This window comes from Bacillus sp. MSP13, from assembly GCF_000815295.1.
GTDB classification, from domain to species: Bacteria; Bacillota; Bacilli; order Bacillales; family Bacillaceae; genus Bacillus; species Bacillus vallismortis.
On the sequence record NZ_JXAQ01000008.1, the window covers coordinates 20,649 to 39,365 of the forward strand.

Below are 18,717 nucleotides of genomic sequence, written 5' to 3' on the forward strand. Positions count from 1 at the left end.
AATGGAGAAATAGTTGACTTCAAATCAAATCAATTATATAATGACCTTTGTGTGAAATATTGCAGCCTTTTTGTTCAGCTTCTATGTTTTCATTTTGTTCCTTATCCATAAGGTGTATCGTGTAACTCTCTGCTGCTGGAGCGAGGATACATGAAAACAAAATGTACATGGTCGAATAGAGCAGACGGTTTTTATTTTTCACAAAAATAAAACCAAAGGAGGAGTCACATTATGGCTCGCTATACAGGTCCATCTTGGAAACTGTCCCGCCGTCTAGGAATCTCTCTTAGCGGTACAGGAAAAGAATTAGAAAAACGCCCTTACGCTCCAGGCCCACACGGTCCAGGACAACGCAAAAAATTATCAGAATACGGTTTGCAATTGCAAGAAAAGCAAAAGCTTCGTCACATGTACGGTGTAAACGAACGCCAATTCCGCACTTTATTTGACAAAGCTGGCAAATTAGCTGGTAAACACGGCGAAAACTTCATGATTCTTTTAGATGCTCGTCTTGATAACGTTGTGTACAAGCTAGGTTTAGCACGTACTCGCCGTCAAGCTCGCCAATTGGTTAACCACGGTCACATTCTTGTTGATGGAAGCCGCGTTGACATTCCGTCTTACCAAGTTAAAGCTGGTCAAACAATCGGTGTTCGTGAAAAATCAAGAAACCTTTCTATCATCAAAGAATCTGTTGAAGTGAACAACTTCGTTCCTGAATACCTTACTTTCGATGCAGAAAAGCTTGAAGGTACATTCACTCGTCTTCCTGAGCGTTCTGAACTTGCTCCGGAAATTAACGAAGCGCTTATCGTTGAGTTCTACTCTCGTTAATCGTTTTAAAAACCCCTGCCGCTATGCGGTCGGGGTTTTTTTATCGTCTGTATCGTCTATTGCCTCTGGTTCGCCAACACTATCTCGCGTCTGTTGCTCCCAATAATCCCGCTGAAGCCTCTCTTTTGCAATGGTGCACATGAGATTCATGGTCAGCGCTCCTTTCTAAAAGGTGGTGATTGGTCGTGTTTGCCCTATCTAATATACTCTTTTCCTTTCATTCCTATGCGATAAACCAAAAAAAGATCCTCTGCCCATATTGGCAAAGGATCTTTTTTTCTTTATTTATATGTCACAAGGAAATATTTTTTCTTCCCGCGGCGCAGAACCGTAAATTGATCTTCGATACGGTCATCAGCCGATAAGAGATAATTGATTTCCGTCTGGCGTTCGCCGTTAATGTAAACAGCCCCGTTTTGAATGTCTTCACGGGCTTGGCGTTTAGAAGGAGATAATGCAGATTGCACCAATACATCTACAAGTGAAAGCTCTTGGCTGCTGTCAGCTTCCATGGAAGGGACATCCTTAAAGCCGACTTTTACATCTTGGGCAGAAAGCTCTTTAATATTTCCGCTGAATAATGCTTGGGAGATGTTGATGGCTTGCTCCAGCGCCTCACGTCCGTGAACGAGCGCTGTCACTTCTTCCGCGAGACGTTTTTGCGCTTCACGCTTTTCAGGCGCCGTTTCTGTTTTCTCAGCGTATGCTTCAATTTCCTCTTTTGATAGGAACGTGAAGTATTTTAAGTATTTGACAACGTCACGGTCATCTGTGTTGATCCAGAATTGATAGAATTCATACGGCGATGTTTTTTCCTTATCAAGCCAGATCGCGCCGCCTTCCGTTTTCCCAAACTTCGTGCCGTCTGCTTTTGTGACAAGCGGAATGGTAAGGCCAAACGCTTTTGCCCCTTCTTCCTCTGATTTTCTGATTAGTTCAAGGCCCGCTGTGATATTGCCCCACTGATCGCTTCCGCCGATTTGCAGCTTACAGTTTTTCTCTCTGTACAGATTTAAGAAATCATACGATTGAAGAATCATGTAGCTGAATTCCGTGTATGAGATGCCGGATTCAATTCTTGAGCTGACCGTGTCTTTTGCCAGCATGTAATTGATGCCGAAGTTTTTGCCGACGTCACGAAGGAAGTCGACCACATTCATTTTGCCGATCCAGTCAAAGTTGTTCGCAATGACAGCAGGGTTTTCTGTTGCGTCAAAATCTAGAAATCTGGACAGCTGGTTTTTGATGCTTTGTGACCATTCGGATACGATGTCAGCAGTGTTTAGTGTGCGCTCCGCTTTTTTTCCGCTCGGATCGCCGATGAGACCCGTCGCTCCGCCCACAAGCGCAATCGGATGATGACCCGCAAGCTGAAAACGGCGCAGAGTTAATATAGGCAGCAAGTGTCCGATGTGCAAGCTGTCCGCTGTCGGATCAAAGCCTGAGTACAGGCGGATTTTTTCTTCATTCAGCTGTTTATTTAATCCTTCTTCATCCGTCATTTGCTGAATCAATCCACGGAAGGATAAGTCTTCAAGTAAGTTTGTCATAGATTAAAGCTCCTTTTTTAATAAAATAAAAAACGCCCCTTCGTTTACACGAAGGGACGATTGATTATCGCGGTACCACCCTACTAATAAGAGAACGCCAAACATTCGTCTTATCACTTTGCCTGATAACGGATCAGGTCCGTTCTTTCACTACTGAAAGCCAGGACGGCTTTGTTTGCAAAAGCGGTTCATGAGTGTATTCGATATATCCGTCTGTGCTGATTTTCACCGGCCATCAGCTCTCTGCAACGTGAGGATATTCTACTTGTCTCAATCTTTACCTTTTCATATGAAGCTATATCATTTTTAACATAAATAAAATCCCGTGTCAACGCCGCCTTTTAATCCTCCATCGTTGACAGATCTCCGGCCGGAAGGTTAAGCTCCCATGCCTTCAGCACTCGTCTCATGATCTTTCCGCTTCGGGTTTTCGGCAGCTTATCTTTAAATTCAATTTCACGCGGAGCCGCATGGGCAGCAAGGCCCTGCTTTACAAATTGGCGGATCTCTTCTTTCAGTTTATCGGACGGCTCATAGCCTTCTCTGAGTGCGATAAAGGCTTTAATGATTTCTCCCCGCACCGGATCAGGCTTCCCGATTACGCCTGCTTCTGCAATGGCCTGATGTTCGACAAGCTTGCTTTCCACTTCAAATGGGCCGACGCGTTCACCGGAGGTCATAATGACGTCATCAACTCTTCCTTGGAACCAGAAATATCCCTCATCATCCATGTAAGCAGAATCCCCAGACACATACCAGCCGCCAGGCATGAAATACGATTCATACTTTTCAGGGTTATTCCAAATGGTATGCATCATGGAAGGCCAGCCCTTTTTAATGGCGAGATTGCCCATTCGGTACGGTGGAAGCTCATTGCCCTGATTGTCAACGATCGCCGCCTCTACACCGGGAATCGGCTTACCCATTGAACCCGGTTTGATATCCATGCAAGGATAGTTGCAGATGAGCTGGCTGCCCGTTTCTGTCATCCACCACGTATCATGAATTCGTTTGTTAAAGACTTTATGCCCCCATCTGATCACTTCCGGATTTAACGGCTCACCGACACTGAGCACGTGCCGAAGTGAGGTTAAATCATATTTCGCAGCCATCTCATCTCCCGCTCCCATCAGCATTCGAAAAGCGGTCGGCGCGCTGTACCAAACGTTGACGCCAAGCTGCTCAATCGTTCCGTACCAGCTTTCCGGGCTGAAACGTCCGCCGACGATGACATTTGTCGCGCCGTTCAGCCATGGCGCGAAAATGCCGTATACCGTCCCCGTCACCCAGCCCGGATCAGCTGTGCACCAGTAAATGTCTTCTTCCTTTAAATCAAGAACCCACTTCCCTGTCTGATATTGCTGAATCATCGCTTCATGGACATGCAGCACACCCTTTGGCGTTCCGGTAGAACCCGATGTATAGTGAAGCAGGTAGCCGTCTTTTTTGTCCATCCATTCGATATCAAGTCTTGGGCTCTCCTGTTTTGCCGCTTCATCGTAATTGATGACGTTTGCGCCGCTTTCACCCTTTCCGCCGACTACGAATATATGCTGTAAGTGAGGCAGTTTGTCAGCCGGTATTCTTTCCAGCAGCTCAGGCGTCGTGACAACCACCTTCGCCTCGCTGTTTTCAAGCCGGTCCTTCACCGCCCCCTCCATAAATGCTTCAAAGAGCGGCCCTGCGATGGCGCCAATCTTGATAGCGCCAAGCATAATAAAATAAAGCTCGGGTGATCTCGGCATAAAAATAAAAACGCGGTCCCCTTTTTCCACATTTCCATACCGTTTCAGCACATTCCCGGCTCTGTTTGATTCCTCCTTCATTTCCTTAAATGTGTATTTTTCATCCCGATTTGCGTCTTTATAATAAAGCGCTACTTTGTTTTTTCGAAACGATTCGGCATGGCGGTCAATCGCTTCATACGCCGCATTCAGTTTCCCTGTCTCATGCCAGGAGAAATGTTTCTCTGCCTCGGCCCAATCAAAATGCCGGTACGTTTCTTCATAATTTTTTAAATGATGATCCCCCTCTGTTGCTGGTAACGCTTTCAAATTCATGCCCAAACATCCCCCTTTGCTGAAGTTGTCACATTTATTATAGTATATATTCATATTGTTCTCAATTTTTAAAATATAAACCATATTGAAAACGCTTTATAATTTGTTATTCTTAAAGAAGGCACATATTTTGATAAGAATTGATGGGACGGTGGATCAGTGGAACATCATAAAACATACCATTCAGCAAACATCAAAACAGCAACCGGCTCCTTACTGATAGAAGGGCCTGTCTCTCCAGAAGATCTGGCAGGTTACGAGTTTCATAACGATTTAACCGCATTTCGCCCGCCCCGCGAGCAGCATGAAGCGTTAGTTGACATTGCGGGCCTACCCGAAGGACGCATTATTATCGCCAGAGACGGCCAAACCATTATCGGCTATGTGACGTATGTATATCCCGATCCGCTCGAAAGATGGTCTGAAGGAAATATGGAGGATTTGCTAGAGCTTGGGGCCATTGAGGTGGCGCCGGCCTATCGGGGATGTTCTGTCGGAAAGACGCTTCTGACTGTCAGCATGATGGATGAACAAATGGAGAACTATATCGTAATGACGACGGAATATTACTGGCATTGGGATTTAAAAGGGATGAAAAAAGATGTGTGGGAATACAGAAAGCTCATGGAGAAGATGATGAACGCGGGAGGATTGGTCTGGTTTGCCACGGATGAGCCGGAGATCAGCTCCCACCCCGCAAACTGCCTGATGGCACGCATCGGAAAAAACGTCAGCCAAGAATCAATTGAACAATTCGATAGGCTCCGTTTTTATCATCGCTTTATGTATTAACTGACAAAGGGGAAAAAATAATGATTGTTGAGCAGATCATGAAAAGGGATGTCATTACGTTAACGAAGACCGATACACTCGAAACCGCAATATGCAAACTGAAGGAATTCCATATCAGGCACCTGCCTGTTATAGATGCCGACCGCCATGTGATCGGCATGATGACAGACAGAGACTTGAAACAGGCCAGCCCGAGTATATTTGAAGAAAGCAAACGAAGCCGATTTCTCACACGAAGCGTAGATTCAATTATGAAAACAGATGTCGTTTGCGCCCACCCGTTAGATTTTGTCGAAGAAATATCTGCTGTGTTCTACGAGCATGGCATCGGCTGTCTCCCAGTGGTGCAGCATCAAAAATTAGTAGGCATTTTGACAAAGGCCGATTTGCTGCGGACGTTTGTCAAATTGACAGGCGCTGACCAGCCGGGATCGCAAATCGAAATAAAAGTAAACGACATCACCAAAAGCCTCACGGAGATCAGCAGCCTTTGCCAAGACCTGCAAGTGAAAATATTAAGCGTGCTTGTCTATCCGCATGATGATCCCGGTGTAAAAGTGCTTGTCTTTCGTGTAAAAATGATGAATCCGCTGCCGTTTTTGCAGGCATTACAAAGAAATCGGCACCACGTCATATGGCCGTCAGAGCAAAGGGATTTGCTATGAGAGACAGTGTATTTATCTATTCTCCTTCGTATCAAACCTATATGTTTCATCAAGAACATCCATTTAACCAGCAGCGGGTTCTGTTAACATACGATTTGCTTAAGAGGATCAATGCCTTTGACGATGGTGACATTATCAGTCCCAGACTCGCGTCAGAAGAAGAGCTTGCCCTTGTCCACACAGACGATTACATTCAGGCGGTCAAGCTTGCGGGCGCCGGCAAGCTTCCCGCAGAAGAAGGAGAAAGCTATGGGCTCGGCACAGAAGATACACCTGTCTTTGCGGGCATGCACGAAGCGGCATCACTCTTAGTCGGCGGCACCTTAACGGCCGCAGACTGGGTGATGTCAGGACAAGCCCTGCATGCCGCCAACCTTGGAGGAGGCCTTCATCACGGTTTTCGGGGTAGAGCTTCAGGATTTTGTATTTATAACGACAGTGCTGTGGCCATCCAATATATCCAGAAAAAATACAAAGCCAAGGTGCTTTATATTGATACCGATGCCCACCACGGGGACGGTGTGCAATTTACGTTTTACGATAACCCGGGCGTATGCACACTGTCCATCCATGAAACAGGAAGGTATTTATTCCCCGGAACCGGCCAGATTCAGGAAAAAGGCAGCGGAAAAGGATATGGCTATTCCTTTAATATCCCGCTTGACGCTTTTACGGAGGATGATTCTTTTCTTGAAGCGTATCGGACAGCAGCTTCTGAAGTGGCCGCATATTTTCAGCCAGATGTGATTATCAGCCAAAACGGTGCCGATGCCCATTACTATGACCCGCTAACGCATTTATCCGCAACCATCAGCATCTATGAAGAAATTCCTCGGCTTGCTCACACGTTAGCGCATCAATATTGCGGAGGAAAATGGATTGCAGTCGGAGGCGGCGGATATGATATATGGCGAGTCGTCCCCCGTGCCTGGGCCAGAATATGGCTTGAAATGAAGGGAATTGAGCCAGGGCAGGAGATTCCGACTGAATGGATCGCGAAATGGCAAAAACAATGCCCTGTCACCCTTCCGTCCAGCTGGAGCGATCCGCCCGATTTATATCCTCCGATTCCCCGCAAGCCTGAAATCACGGAAAAAAATGCCCAAACCGTCAGCAAAGCTTTATATGCAATACGATCTGAGCAACAGCAAAGAATGAAGTAAAAAACGACCTTCACGAAGAGGTCGTTTTTGTTTTTTTGATGACAATTTCCACACGCCGGTTTTCCATCATGTGTTCGTTTGTCTTGTTATCCTTTACAGGTTTTGTATCCGCATAACCAACAGCGATAAAGCGCGTTGAGGGAAGTGTCTCCTTTGATGTGAAGTATTGAATGACTCCGCTCGCGCGTGCTGCTGAGAGTTCCCAGTTCGACGGATAACGGTAGGTCGAAATATTTCGGCTGTCTGTATGCCCCTCTACCTGAATGTCATTTGGAATGGTTTTCAGAAAAGTGGCAATTTGGCGAAGAAGTGCTTCAGCGTTTTTCAGCACCTTGGCCTCACCTGATTCAAACAGCACAGACTCCTGCAGAACGAGCACGACACCGCGTTCATCCCGTTTGGCTGTCATTTGGGCCTTCAGATGGTGGTCTTTTATATATGCATTTACTTTCTTAAGAAGCTGGTCCTGCTGATCTTTTTGTTTCTTTGCATCGGCTGGGTCTGTGTCCTTTTTTACTATGGACGCTTGGTCTGGCTGGATCCCGCCGCCTTCCTTTTGGATCGATTGGACGGCCGCTTTAAATTTTTGCAGATCGATTTGGGACATAGAAAAAAGTAAAATAAAGAACACAAGGATCAAAGTGATGAGGTCCGAAAAAGTGACAATCCAGCTGGATGAAGGTTGTCTTTTTTTTCCGCTGCCATTCTTTTTTTCAAAACGTTCCCTTCTAAGCTTCATGTACAGATCCCTTTTTTGCTTTTGCTTGATTTGGCTGCTTCCGCCATTCTTCCCGGGAACTGAAAACGACAAGCTGGCTTTCAAGGTTGCGAGGGTTTTTTCCTGATTGGATTCCGACTATGCCTTCAACCATGACCTGCTTGATGAAGATTTCACTTTCTGTTTTTTCTTCGAGCTTGGCCGCAATCGGGTTGAACACCATGTTTGCCAGCAATGAACCGTATAAGGTTGTCAGAAGCGCAACGGCCATATTCGGCCCAAGCATGTGCGGGTCATTTAAGTTTTTAAGCATCAGCACGAGCCCGACGAGTGTTCCGATCATTCCCCATGCCGGAGCGAATTCCCCCGCTTTTTCAAACACACGCCGTCCTTTGCGATGCCGTTCCTCCATTGCCGCGATCTCTGAATCCATGACGAGCCGAATCGTTTCTTCATCCCAGCCGTCAATTGCTAAAAGCAGCCCTTTTTTCAGGAATGGATCCTTGATTTCCCGGGCCTGATCATCCAATGATAAAAGCCCCTGTTTTCGGGCGTGATCTGAAAGAGAAACAAAGGTTTTTACGAGATCTTTCACATTGTCTTCCTGGCGGATAAATGCCTGCTTTAGCACAGAGGGCGCTTTTCTCAGCTCTCTCGGCGGAAAGCTGATAAAGACAGCGGCACAGAGCCCTCCTGTAACGATGAAGAAAGAGGTCAGATCAAGAAATGAGCGGAAACCGCTTATTCCTGATCCCGACATAATTCCGATTACAATTATAATCGTTCCTAACACAAAACCAACAGGTGTAAGATAATCAAAACGTTTCATCATTTCTCCCCATGAAAAAAGCAAGAATTCACCTTAGAGGTGAAGCTTGCTCTCTAGTTTTTCTTATGACTTGGTTGACTGTCTTAGCTCTATGCGGTGCGGCAGTTCGACAATATGCTCGTCAACCGGCTCTTTATTCATGAGCTTCGTCAGCAGTCTCATCGCAACAGCGCCAATATCGTATGTTGGCTGAACAACTGTTGAAAGCTGCGGGCGAACCATGAGGCTTAGTCTCGTATTATCAAAGCCGATGATGTCGAGATCATCAGGAATGGATAAGCCTTGATCCTGAGCCGCATGGATAATGCCGAGTGCCATTTCATCAGTTGCAGAAAGAATGGCTGTCGGTTTGTTGTCCAGACTCATCAAATGCTGGAGCGCTTCAAGCCCGGAATCGTATGTGTAATCCCCTTCAGCGACAAATTGTTCATGAAACGGAAGGTTCGATTCTTGAAGCGCACGTTTATAGCCCTGGAGTTTTTTCGAGCGGTTGATTGGTTCTGTCATTGGTCCGGAAACGAATGCGATGTCTGTATGTCCTTTATCAACCAAAAGCTTCACTGCATCATAAATCGCCTGTTCGTAATCGATCGCGACTGACGGTGTTTCCTCCTGCTCTTCAACAGAAGCGGCAAGTACGATCGGCACTGGTGAACGCTTAAATTCCGCAACATGCTCGTCCGTAATGTTCCCGCCCATAAACACGATGCCGTCCACTTGTTTGCCGAGCATAGTGTTTAACAGGTGCAGCTCTTTCTCCATGTTTTGGTCGGAGTTGCTCAAAATAATGTTGTATTTATACATTGTCGCGATATCTTCAATTCCGCGCGCAAGCTCTGAATAGAAAATGCTTGAGATATCGGGAATGATGACACCCACAGTTGTTGTTTTTTTGCTTGCCAGCCCTCTTGCCACCGCGTTTGGACGGTAGCCGAGACGCTCAATGGCTTCCAAGACTTTTTTCCGCGTTGTCGGTTTTACATTCGGGTTGCCGTTCACGACACGGGAAACAGTTGCCATGCTTACATTCGCTTCTCTCGCTACGTCGTAGATCGTAATATTGCTCATCCTAAAACCACTCCTTTTACTGGATACACTTATCCTTATCTATAGCATAAACACTTTATGTAGAGAAATGTCACAATGTCCAAATTTATGTCGTTTATGTTTTGTAAGCGTAAGTCAGTAGTTTACATTATTTTTCATTATTCATCAAATTTAAATACTTCTCATGAAATTATACACGTTTTTATAGTTGATGAAAACGTATACTTGGATTTTATAACTAAATAAACGAGAAAACATAAAAAAAGGCCGCGTCCGCGGCCTTTTGTATTGTAATTATGCGTTAACTTTCACCATTGGTTTCAGTTCATTCAGCCATTTTTCGAATTCAGGAATCGCCATTTGCTGCGCAGAGTCAGAAAGTGCGACTGACGGATCAGGGTGAACCTCAGCCATTACGCCGTCTGCACCGATCGCTAAAGCGGCTTTAGCTGTCGGAAGCAAGAGGTCGCGGCGGCCAGTTGAATGCGTAACATCAACAAAAACAGGCAAATGCGTTTCTTGTTTCAAAATCGGTACAGCGGAAATATCCAGTGTGTTTCTCGTTGCTGTTTCATATGTTCTGATCCCGCGCTCACAAAGGATGATTTGGTCGTTTCCTTGTGACATGATGTATTCAGCGGCATTGATGAATTCAGAAATCGTTGCAGCAAGCCCGCGCTTCAGAAGCACCGGTTTTTTCACTGCGCCGGCCGCTTTCAGCAATTCGAAGTTTTGCATGTTGCGCGCTCCGATTTGAATGACATCAATGTAGTCAAGCGCTTCTTCGATATGAGCCGGAGTTACGATTTCACTGATCACAGCCAGATCAAATTCGTCCGCTACACGTTTTAAAATTTGCAGGCCTTCAACACCAAGGCCTTGGAAATCGTAAGGGCTCGTACGAGGCTTAAAGGCTCCTCCGCGTAAAATCTTAATTCCTTGCTTTTTCGCAGCCGCAGCCACTTCAGCCACCTGCTCGTAGCTCTCTACCGCACACGGGCCGACAATGAATCTTTGCTGGCCGTCTCCGACTTTTTCACCTTTGATATCTACAATTGTATCTTCAGGTTTTTTCTTGCGGGAGACAAGCAGCGCTTTGCTGTGGTCTTCTTCCTGAAGCTCTAGACCGGCTTTGAATATCTCTTTAAAAATGTGCTGGATGGTGGAATTTTCAAACGGGCCGTCATTGTTTTCAATGATGTTGTTTAGCATTGTGCGTTCTCTGACAGGGTCAAATCGATTGACACCCTGTGCTTCCTTCGCTTTACCAATCTCTTTTACAACATTTCCGCGTTCGTTGATTAATTTTAAAATTTGCAGATTTAATTCGTCTGCTTTTTGCCTTAAAAGCTCTAACTCTGTGTTGCTCATTTTTTTCATCCTTTCCCTGCACATTCATTTTTTTATTTTGTAGTTATCATGCATCTTACTATAAGTAATTCCAAATGGAAATACTGAAATACAAAAAATTTTATAAAAACTCCTCTTTATTACCCAAACGCTTTTAAGTGATAAAGTAATCTATGTTGCTATCCTACATGATGTAAGGGCATTGTTCAAGGGTTTTTTCAAAAAAAAAGCGCCAGATTGAATCTGGACGCTTTTTTCTATGACAAATGCTGCTTGATAGCCGCTTCTGTAATTTGTGAATGTGAGGTGTGCCATTTTACTTCACCGTTTTGGATGACGAAAACCTGAGGGCTTTCGTGCCTTATGCCGTATGTTTCTGCGATGAAATTTGACAGCGGGCGAGCTGCTTGTACTTGAAGATAGTAAGCCGGCACATCCTCATGCTGACTTGCAAAGGCATCAAACTCATGGAATGCTGCCTGGCTGATCGGGCATGTGGTACTGTGTTTAAAGAAGACGAAAGTGTCTTCCTGTTCCGCAATCCGTTTAAATTCTTCTTCAGATTGAATAAGCTGTTTTGCCATGACTCAAGATCTTCCTTCCCTGCTTAGCGGTTGATATGCTCAGCCTGTTTTTGTGCATCTTTCAGTTCGTCTTTTACATCTTCTTTCGTTTGACGGACTTGGTCTTTTGTTTCGCTGGCCGCCTGCATCGCTTCTTCTCTCATTTCTTGCATGTCAGTTGATGAATCGCTTGTTGCAGATTTGGAACGGTCTCTTAAATCCTTCACCTTGTTCATGATTTGCCCTGACTGATCCGCTACAAGCTGCGTGATGTTTGATGTTTTGTCTTTGGCGATGCTGACATATTGCGTGCCTTTTTCTTTCGCATCTGCCGTCATTCTGTCCGTTTTGTCACGCAAAGCAACAGCTTGGCTGCCGAGATCGTCACGAAGTTCTTTTCCTGATTTCGGCGCTAGAAAAAGAGCGGTAGTGGCACCGATGATTCCCCCGATTAAAGTTCCGATTAAAAAATCTTTACTATTAATTCCATCTTTACTCATCATTATTCCTCCTCATAGTGTTTTTTCTCTTAGAGAGTTGATTTTTTTCTTAGTTTCCATTTCTCCCACATTTCCATCGCTGCTTGGCTCCATGTGACAACTTGATTGATCTTGTCTTGGTTTTCTCTTACTGATGCCGATACAGACCCCGCCGCCTGTTTCATGGATGTATTGAACTGCTGTACAGAAGTTCCCACTCCTTGAACAGCATGGACGACCGTGTTCAGCTTTTCTGATTTTTCCTGAATATCTTCAGCCAGGCGGTTGGTCTTATGTAAAAGCTCGGCTGTTTCAGTTGTGATGCCCTTCATTTGTCCCTCCAGCCCTTCGAGAGTGGATGCGACATGTTTTAGGGTGAGCTGCAGTGACTTCAATGTCTTGGACAAGTAGATCACTAATACGAGAAATGCAATTGCGATGAGGGCAACGCTTAAATAAAGAATAATAATCATCTTAAACCTCCTTGCTGCAGGATATACTGCTGTTTACCCGTTTTCTAAAATCATAAACATGTATACTGGGCTGTATACATAGTATTCTCTATTATGTAAGAAAATCCTTTAACAAGCTTATCCATCAGATAAAGAAAAAGCAGTGAAAACACTGCTTTTTATTATGCCATGACGTTTTCGTAGGCTCTCATATATTTTTGGATATCTCCAGCTCCCATAAAGATGAGAACGGCTTTTTCATGAGCTTTTAAAACAGATGTATCATCTTCTTCAATAAGCTTTGCATTATTAATTTTTCCCTGCAGGTCGCCGATCGTCAGCTTTCCTGCATTCTCCCGGGCTGAGCCGAAAATATCGCATAAATACACGCAATCAGCCCCGCTCAGGCTTTCTGCGAATTGGTCAAGAAATTGCTGCGTCCGCGTAAATGTATGAGGCTGGAATACCGCGACGATTTCACGATCAGGATATTTCTGTCTTGCCGCCTCAATCGTCACTTTTATTTCTGTCGGGTGATGTGCGTAATCATCAATCAGCACTTGATCCCCGAGCTGCTTTTCATTGAATCTGCGTTTGACGCCGCCGAATGATTTGAGGGCGTGCTTAATGATGCTGGAATCAATTTCTTCATAATGGCATAACGCAATGACCGCCAATGAGTTTAATACATTGTGGTGGCCGTACGCAGGAATATAAAACGTATCATAGAATGTATTGCGGACAAATACATCGAAAGTTGTCCCTTCCGTGCTTTTTACGATGTTTCTAGCTTGAAAATCATTTTCTTCCCCAGTGCCGTAATACACAACCGGGACGTTTGCATGGATTTTCGGCAGATGCTCATCGTCTCCGCAGGCAATAATGCCTTTGTTGACTTGAAGAGCCATCTCTTGAAAAGCGTCAAACACATCGTCAATGCTTGAGAAATAATCCGGGTGGTCAAAATCAATATTCGTCATGATCGCGTAGTCAGGCTGATAGCTTAAGAAATGGCGGCGGTATTCACACGCTTCAAACACAAAGTATTCACTGTTTTCATTTCCCTGGCCTGTTCCGTCCCCGATTAAGAAAGAGGTCGGTTTTGCGTTTCGGATCACGTGAGCCAGCAGACCCGTAGTCGACGTTTTTCCGTGTGCGCCTGTAACGGCAACACTGGTGAATTTTTTCATATAGTCGCCTAAAAACTTATGATAACGTATCACCGGAATGCCTTCAGACATGGCTTTTTCAATCTCTGGATGCGTGTCTGGGAATGCGTTTCCGGCGATGACTGTCATGTCCGGTTTGATATTATCCGCGCTAAAAGGAAGAACGGTAATATTTCTTTTTTCAAGCGCTGTTTGCGTGAAAATAAATTTTTCGATATCCGATCCTTGGACAGTATATCCATTATCATGAAGTATTTGGGCAAGCGGACTCATACCGGTCCCTTTGATTCCAACAAAATGATAAACAGTCATAATTGTACCTCCAACAAACGTCTATCTGTTCCCCAGTATATGACGCTCATTTCAATTTGCGACCGCGGCGGCTGAAAAGCCACCCTTTGCGGCGTATTTTTATATATTTTGTTATGTTCAGTATCCGGTTATTTCTATCTGATTAAACCTAGATATCAAGATTTGTCTATGCCCATCTGCTGTAAAGCGGCATAGCTGTTAAATGCTCTAAACACTATCATACCATGTTTGGTGTGAAAATGAACCTATATTATTCGTTTATTAAATCACTTGCTGTGATCAGCACCTCACGAGGCTTGCTTCCTTTTGCCTCTGAGATCATGCCTTCCGCTTCCATCATATCAATCAGCCTTGCCGCGCGATTATATCCGATTCTGAATCTTCTTTGCAGGCTTGAAGTGCTCGCGCTGTTTTGCTCAACCACAAACTCACACGCTTCGTCAAACAGTTCATCCTCTTCTTTCAGGGCTGATCCTTGTCTTACCAGCTCTTCTTGTTCAAATAAATAGGTTGGCGGCATTTGACTTCTGACGTGGGAAACAACACGGTCGATTTCGCGGTCCGATACAAAGTTTCCTTGCAAACGGACAGGTTTTCCCGAGCCGTTTTCCAAAAAGAGCATATCGCCTTTTCCAAGAAGCTTTTCCGCTCCGGCTATGTCAATGATTGTACGGGAATCAACCTGGCTTGAGACAGAGAATGCGATTCTAGTCGGGATATTCGCCTTAATCAGACCGGTAATGACATCGACTGACGGCCGCTGAGTCGCGACGAGCAGATGGATTCCGCACGCTCTGGCTTTTTGGGCGATCCGCGCAATGCTCTCTTCGACATCATTTGGAGCCACCATCATCAAATCGGCAAGCTCATCAATAACGACAACTAAATACGGCAGCTTTTCGCCCGTGTGGTGATCCGCCGTTAATTGATTAAAGCGGTCAATGTCGCGGACACCGGAATGGGCAAATAGTTCATAGCGCCGCTCCATTTCCTCAACTACCCATTTTAATGCAGCAGTAGCCGCTTTGGCATCCGTAATGACCGGGCTGACGAGGTGAGGAATTTTATTGTAAGGAGCCAGCTCTACCATTTTCGGATCAATCAGCAGCACCTTTACCTCGCTCGGGTCAGCTTTATAAAGCAGGCTGACTAAGATTGTATTAATGCATACGCTTTTTCCCGAGCCCGTAGCACCGGCTATCAAGCCATGCGGCATTTTCTTTAAGTCGATGACAACGGGGTTTCCTGAGATATCCAATCCCAGTGCTGCCGTAAGCGGTGACTTGCTTGTCCTGAAAGCTGAGCTTCGAATCATCTGGCGCAAATCAACCACCTTGCTCATGCGGTTCGGAACTTCAATTCCGATCGTGTTTTTCCCCGGAATCGGCGCTTCAATCCGTATGTCTTTTGCGGACAGGCTGAGCTTAATATCATCAGACAAGTTGGTGATTTTATTCACTTTTACGCCTGGCTCAGGGTGCACTTCGAATCTTGTCACAGACGGCCCCTGGGTCACATGGACGACATTGGCGCGGACATTGAAATTTTTCAGGGTCAAATCAAGAAGCTGGCGCTGTTCTTCGATCCACGCAGTATCATCTTGAACTTGCGCTGGCGGGACATCAAGCAGTGCGACATTCGGAAACACGTAGCTGCCGCGGCGCTCCTCTGCTTTTTGCTGTTTATGTGTATCTCTTTTCAGCATCATGACATTAAAAGGAACGGACGGACCTTTTTGAGGAGATGCGCTTCGCTCAGTACGTTTCTCCTGCAGGACAGGCTTCTTTTGCGGCTCTTCTACTGCTCTATGTGTTTCGTCTGCGTGACTTTCCCGCCGGTTTTCATGGGCTGCAGCAAACGGGCTGGAACCTTGCTCCAGGCTGTCCTTCTGCACCTGTTCTGCATCGCTGTCTGGCTGAACATCTAACTTCGTGTTCTCAGCTTCTCCCGGGATGTCGTACTGATCATCTATAATGCTGTCTGATGGCTCTTGTGATTCTTTGGCAACGGTTTCTGCTTGCGTCGGAGACTCCGATGCTGTTTCCCTTTCCTCGAAGCCGGCATGCAAGAAAGGCTCTTCCTGTTGAATATCTATTTGTTCTTCTTGAACAGCGGAGGTCTCAGCAGCATCTCGCGTGATTTCGGGTTGATTATTTACTGCGCTGTCTGACGGCTCTTCCCATCCTTCACTTTCAGATACTGCCTCTGTCAACTCAGGAGCTGTTTGTTCTTCATTCTGTTCAGCGCGGAAGATAAGTTCTTCTAATTTCTCAGGATGTTTTACTGCTCGTTCTTCTTGAATCTGAACCGTCTCAGTGTCTTCAAAGCTCACTCCGCTGTCTGACGGGCTTTCCTTTCTCTCAGTTACGGTATTTGTCAGTGTCTCAGGTGCCGTTTGCTCTTTATCGGGTTCAGCATCGAATAAAGACACCTCTTTTTCCGGCTGCTGAATGCCCGATTCAGACGGTCCTTTGTTATTTGACGGCTCGGCTGGGCGCTGCGCCAGCGCTTCATCACGCTCTGCAGACGTTCCGCTTAAGACATCAGAAGGCTGTTCTCCAAATTGTGCATCCGGAAAGAAAGGCCCTTCTTTTACGTGCTGTTTCTGTCTGTCTGGAGCTGGATCTGAATAGGAGCGTTCACGTTCCATTTCTTCTGACAGCAGTGTTACCTTCTCTTTTACAGATTTGTCCGATGCCTTCAATGCGTCAGAAGGCTGCTTTGGCACATCCTTTTTGACAGATGGTTTTTGATTGAATCCATATATAGGCGAAGGGATATTTGTTGGTTTAAATGGTTTCTTCGCCGGCTCTGATGTTTGATATGTATGCTGCTCTTTTTCATTTTTTTGACGGTCGTTCTGTGGGGCGGCGCTTGGACGGGGCGCGGATTGCGGTTTGTCCGATGGTGCGCGGCGCCTTCTCAGGTCATGATTGTTGTATCCGTCAGGCACGACTGGAAAACGGAACTTGCCGTTTGGGTATTCATAATATATTTTAGGATCTTCCAATCTTTTTAATTGTCCTTCGGAATGATCTACTTCTTGTTGCTGCGGAATGTGAGCGGTTTTTGTTTCCCGTTCATCATCCTCTTTTCTCTCGCCTAAAAACAAATCAAAAAATTTATGAAGCCAACTCATAATTTATCTCTAACTCCCTTATAGTTTTCTGGGACGTTTTTTAGTATACCATTGCTGGTCTGCCCAGAAAAGATTAAGCTTTCAGCAAAACAAAGCCGCTAAACAAGGGCTTAGCGGCTTTTCACATGATTCGTTTTTTTGGGCGGATTTATGGGAGTCTAAAACTGAAATGCGTCTCCCGCCTCATGGTCTCCTTCTAACACAAGGATTCCTTTTTCAGCCGGGGCATCCGGCAAAGCGAGCTCTTTCGCTGAGCAGATCATTCCGCTCGATGGAACGCCGCGAAGCTCAGCATCCTTAATGACAAGTCCGCTCGGCATCACAGCACCGACTTTGGCAACGACCACTTTTTGTCCTTGGTCAACATTTGGGGCGCCGCAGACGATTTGAAGCGTTTCTTCTCCTACATTGACTTTACATACGCTTAATTTATCCGCATTCGGATGCTTTTCTTTTGATTCCACATATCCCACAACAAACTTCGGAGATAAATCAACGACCAATGTTTCTTCAACGCCGTTTCGGTTTAGAATCTCATTTACATCTTGCACAAACGTTTCTGAGAGCGCAACAGGACCTTTTTCATCTATGGTCAAATAGGAAGACGCGTTGAAAATGTTGAAGCCTGTTGTTTCCTTTGTTTCGTTATGAAAAATTCTGACGACATCGCCATGTTTTTCATAGCTTATTTGTTCGCGTGTTACATTTTGAAGAGAGATCAGAAGCGTGTCTCCCACACCTTCATTATTATAAAATGCGTTCATAAGTAAAAATCCTTTCTAATCCTTTTTCGGACGGCTTTTCGCCAGGATAAACACCGGCTCCAGCTTTCCTTCATTGTATAAAAATGAAAGGGCTGTAATCGGAACGGTGCCGCTTGCAAAGAAGCTCATCGACATTTGCCCTAGAATATCATACCCCGATTCATTCCGGATGTCAGCAAGAATCAGAACGTCTTGATGGGGAACAGAGATCGCCAGCTCGCCTTCTGCACGCTGCTTGTATTCATTTAAAATCGCTTCGTTCAGAATCCGGCTGGCATCGTAACCGTCGTTTGCTCTGAAGAAATAAAAGTGATTGCCGGCAACTGTATCCTCTTTGACAACCGGAGGCAAGGAACGGAGATTAAATGCAGCCGTCTCTCTGATCCGCTCTTTTGTCCAGTTCTCTTTTTCAAGCATGCGCTGATCGATTAAACGGTAGGTTTTCCCGAGGTCAAGCGCGTAATAAATTCTTGTCTCTGCGGTATGATCGTCATAAATAAGCGGAATATCTTCGCTGGACTTGTCCGGGAAAGAAGTCGAGCGGATCACCGGGTAAATGCGGCTTTCTTTTCCGGCCATTTCCTGAGCCTTTCCTGCCATTGCCGTCATTGCTTCTGAAACGTAGTACACAATTTCATCAATGGCTTCGTCTTTTTTCACTTCCCATTTTGCAATAATCGGCGGCAGGTCGAGCGTAATTCCTTTTTTGGTCGTTTGATCCTCAACACGGAGAGTGTCTTTTTCTCTGTCAAACAGAAAGGAGCGATTCTCGTGTTGGAGGCGCTGTTTCAGGATATCTGACAGCTTCCTTGAGGTCATTTTCAAACCGGT

Annotated in this window: 18 protein-coding genes and 1 other annotated feature; of the genes, 4 read left to right on the forward strand and 14 right to left on the reverse strand. The window is 45.4% G+C overall.

Going from position 1 to position 18,717, the window contains the following annotated elements; genetic code table 11:
* Positions 1-231: 231 nt before the first annotated feature.
* Positions 232-834 carry a 30S ribosomal protein S4 gene (rpsD, locus tag SC79_RS09050; RefSeq protein WP_039074766.1) on the forward strand — a complete coding sequence of 201 codons (603 nt, stop codon included), beginning with the start codon at positions 232-234 and terminating at the stop codon, positions 832-834.
* Between the two features lie 21 nt (positions 835-855).
* Here the strand turns inward: rpsD and sr7p are convergent, their stop codons facing one another.
* The 3 genes from sr7p to acsA form a co-directional block, all read right to left on the reverse strand.
* Complete coding sequence (sr7p, locus tag SC79_RS21520) at positions 856-984, reverse strand: small protein SR7P (RefSeq protein ID WP_052245585.1); 129 nt, start codon at positions 982-984, stop codon at positions 856-858.
* A 131-nt stretch (positions 985-1,115) separates the two neighbouring features.
* Positions 1,116-2,384, reverse strand: a complete 1,269-nt coding sequence (gene tyrS / locus SC79_RS09055; RefSeq protein ID WP_039074767.1) for a tyrosine--tRNA ligase — start codon at positions 2,382-2,384, stop codon at positions 1,116-1,118.
* A gap of 49 nt (positions 2,385-2,433) precedes the next feature.
* Positions 2,434-2,671, reverse strand: a binding site (T-box leader).
* A gap of 54 nt (positions 2,672-2,725) precedes the next feature.
* Positions 2,726-4,444 (reverse strand): acetate--CoA ligase, encoded by a 1,719-nt coding sequence (acsA, locus tag SC79_RS09060; protein ID WP_039074768.1) that lies wholly within the window; start codon positions 4,442-4,444, stop codon positions 2,726-2,728.
* A gap of 159 nt (positions 4,445-4,603) precedes the next feature.
* On the opposite strand from acsA, the gene acuA reads away from it, so the two are divergent.
* From acuA to SC79_RS09075, 3 genes are read left to right on the forward strand one after another with little or no spacing between them, the layout of a single operon-like run.
* Complete coding sequence (gene acuA / locus SC79_RS09065; protein WP_039074769.1) at positions 4,604-5,236, forward strand: acetoin utilization protein acetyltransferase AcuA; 633 nt, start codon at positions 4,604-4,606, stop codon at positions 5,234-5,236.
* 20 nt (positions 5,237-5,256) lie between these two features.
* A complete protein-coding gene (locus SC79_RS09070; protein ID WP_039074770.1) occupies positions 5,257-5,901 on the forward strand; it encodes an acetoin utilization AcuB family protein in 645 nt (214 codons plus the stop codon).
* On the forward strand, positions 5,898-7,064 hold the full coding sequence (locus SC79_RS09075; RefSeq protein WP_039074771.1) for an acetoin utilization protein AcuC: 1,167 nt from the start codon (positions 5,898-5,900) through the stop codon (positions 7,062-7,064). The genes SC79_RS09070 and SC79_RS09075 overlap by 4 nt, the downstream gene beginning before the upstream one ends.
* 10 nt (positions 7,065-7,074) lie before the next feature.
* Here SC79_RS09075 and motS read toward each other — a convergent pair whose 3' ends face one another.
* The 11 genes from motS to SC79_RS09130 form a co-directional block, all read right to left on the reverse strand.
* Positions 7,075-7,803 (reverse strand): flagellar motor protein MotS, encoded by a 729-nt coding sequence (gene motS, locus SC79_RS09080; protein ID WP_039074772.1) that lies wholly within the window; start codon positions 7,801-7,803, stop codon positions 7,075-7,077.
* A complete protein-coding gene (gene motP / locus SC79_RS09085; RefSeq protein ID WP_039074773.1) occupies positions 7,793-8,611 on the reverse strand; it encodes a flagellar motor protein MotP in 819 nt (272 codons plus the stop codon). Before motP ends, motS begins: the two co-directional genes overlap by 11 nt.
* A gap of 63 nt (positions 8,612-8,674) precedes the next feature.
* A complete protein-coding gene (gene ccpA / locus SC79_RS09090) occupies positions 8,675-9,679 on the reverse strand; it encodes a catabolite control protein A (RefSeq protein ID WP_039074774.1) in 1,005 nt (334 codons plus the stop codon).
* A 273-nt stretch (positions 9,680-9,952) separates the two neighbouring features.
* Positions 9,953-11,029, reverse strand: a complete 1,077-nt coding sequence (locus SC79_RS09095; RefSeq protein ID WP_039074853.1) for a bifunctional 3-deoxy-7-phosphoheptulonate synthase/chorismate mutase — start codon at positions 11,027-11,029, stop codon at positions 9,953-9,955.
* A gap of 236 nt (positions 11,030-11,265) precedes the next feature.
* Positions 11,266-11,592 (reverse strand): bacillithiol system redox-active protein YtxJ, encoded by a 327-nt coding sequence (gene ytxJ, locus SC79_RS09100; RefSeq protein ID WP_039074775.1) that lies wholly within the window; start codon positions 11,590-11,592, stop codon positions 11,266-11,268.
* A 23-nt stretch (positions 11,593-11,615) separates the two neighbouring features.
* Positions 11,616-12,071, reverse strand: a complete 456-nt coding sequence (locus SC79_RS09105) for a YtxH domain-containing protein (RefSeq protein WP_039074776.1) — start codon at positions 12,069-12,071, stop codon at positions 11,616-11,618.
* 29 nt (positions 12,072-12,100) lie between these two features.
* On the reverse strand, positions 12,101-12,523 hold the full coding sequence (locus SC79_RS09110) for a DUF948 domain-containing protein (RefSeq protein ID WP_010329586.1): 423 nt from the start codon (positions 12,521-12,523) through the stop codon (positions 12,101-12,103).
* Positions 12,524-12,684: 161 nt separating this feature from the next.
* The gene (gene murC / locus SC79_RS09115) at positions 12,685-13,983 is read right to left on the reverse strand and encodes a UDP-N-acetylmuramate--L-alanine ligase (protein ID WP_039074777.1); all 1,299 of its coding nucleotides are present in this window, start codon (positions 13,981-13,983) and stop codon (positions 12,685-12,687) included.
* A 250-nt stretch (positions 13,984-14,233) separates the two neighbouring features.
* Entirely contained in the window at positions 14,234-17,122 is a 2,889-nt protein-coding gene (locus SC79_RS09120) for a DNA translocase FtsK (protein ID WP_039074778.1), read from the reverse strand.
* A 158-nt stretch (positions 17,123-17,280) separates the two neighbouring features.
* Entirely contained in the window at positions 17,281-17,886 is a 606-nt protein-coding gene (gene ytpR, locus SC79_RS09125) for a YtpR family tRNA-binding protein (RefSeq protein ID WP_039074779.1), read from the reverse strand.
* Positions 17,887-17,901: 15 nt separating this feature from the next.
* The gene (locus tag SC79_RS09130) at positions 17,902-18,711 is read right to left on the reverse strand and encodes a DUF1444 domain-containing protein (RefSeq protein ID WP_082022631.1); all 810 of its coding nucleotides are present in this window, start codon (positions 18,709-18,711) and stop codon (positions 17,902-17,904) included.
* Positions 18,712-18,717: the final 6 nt, after the last annotated feature.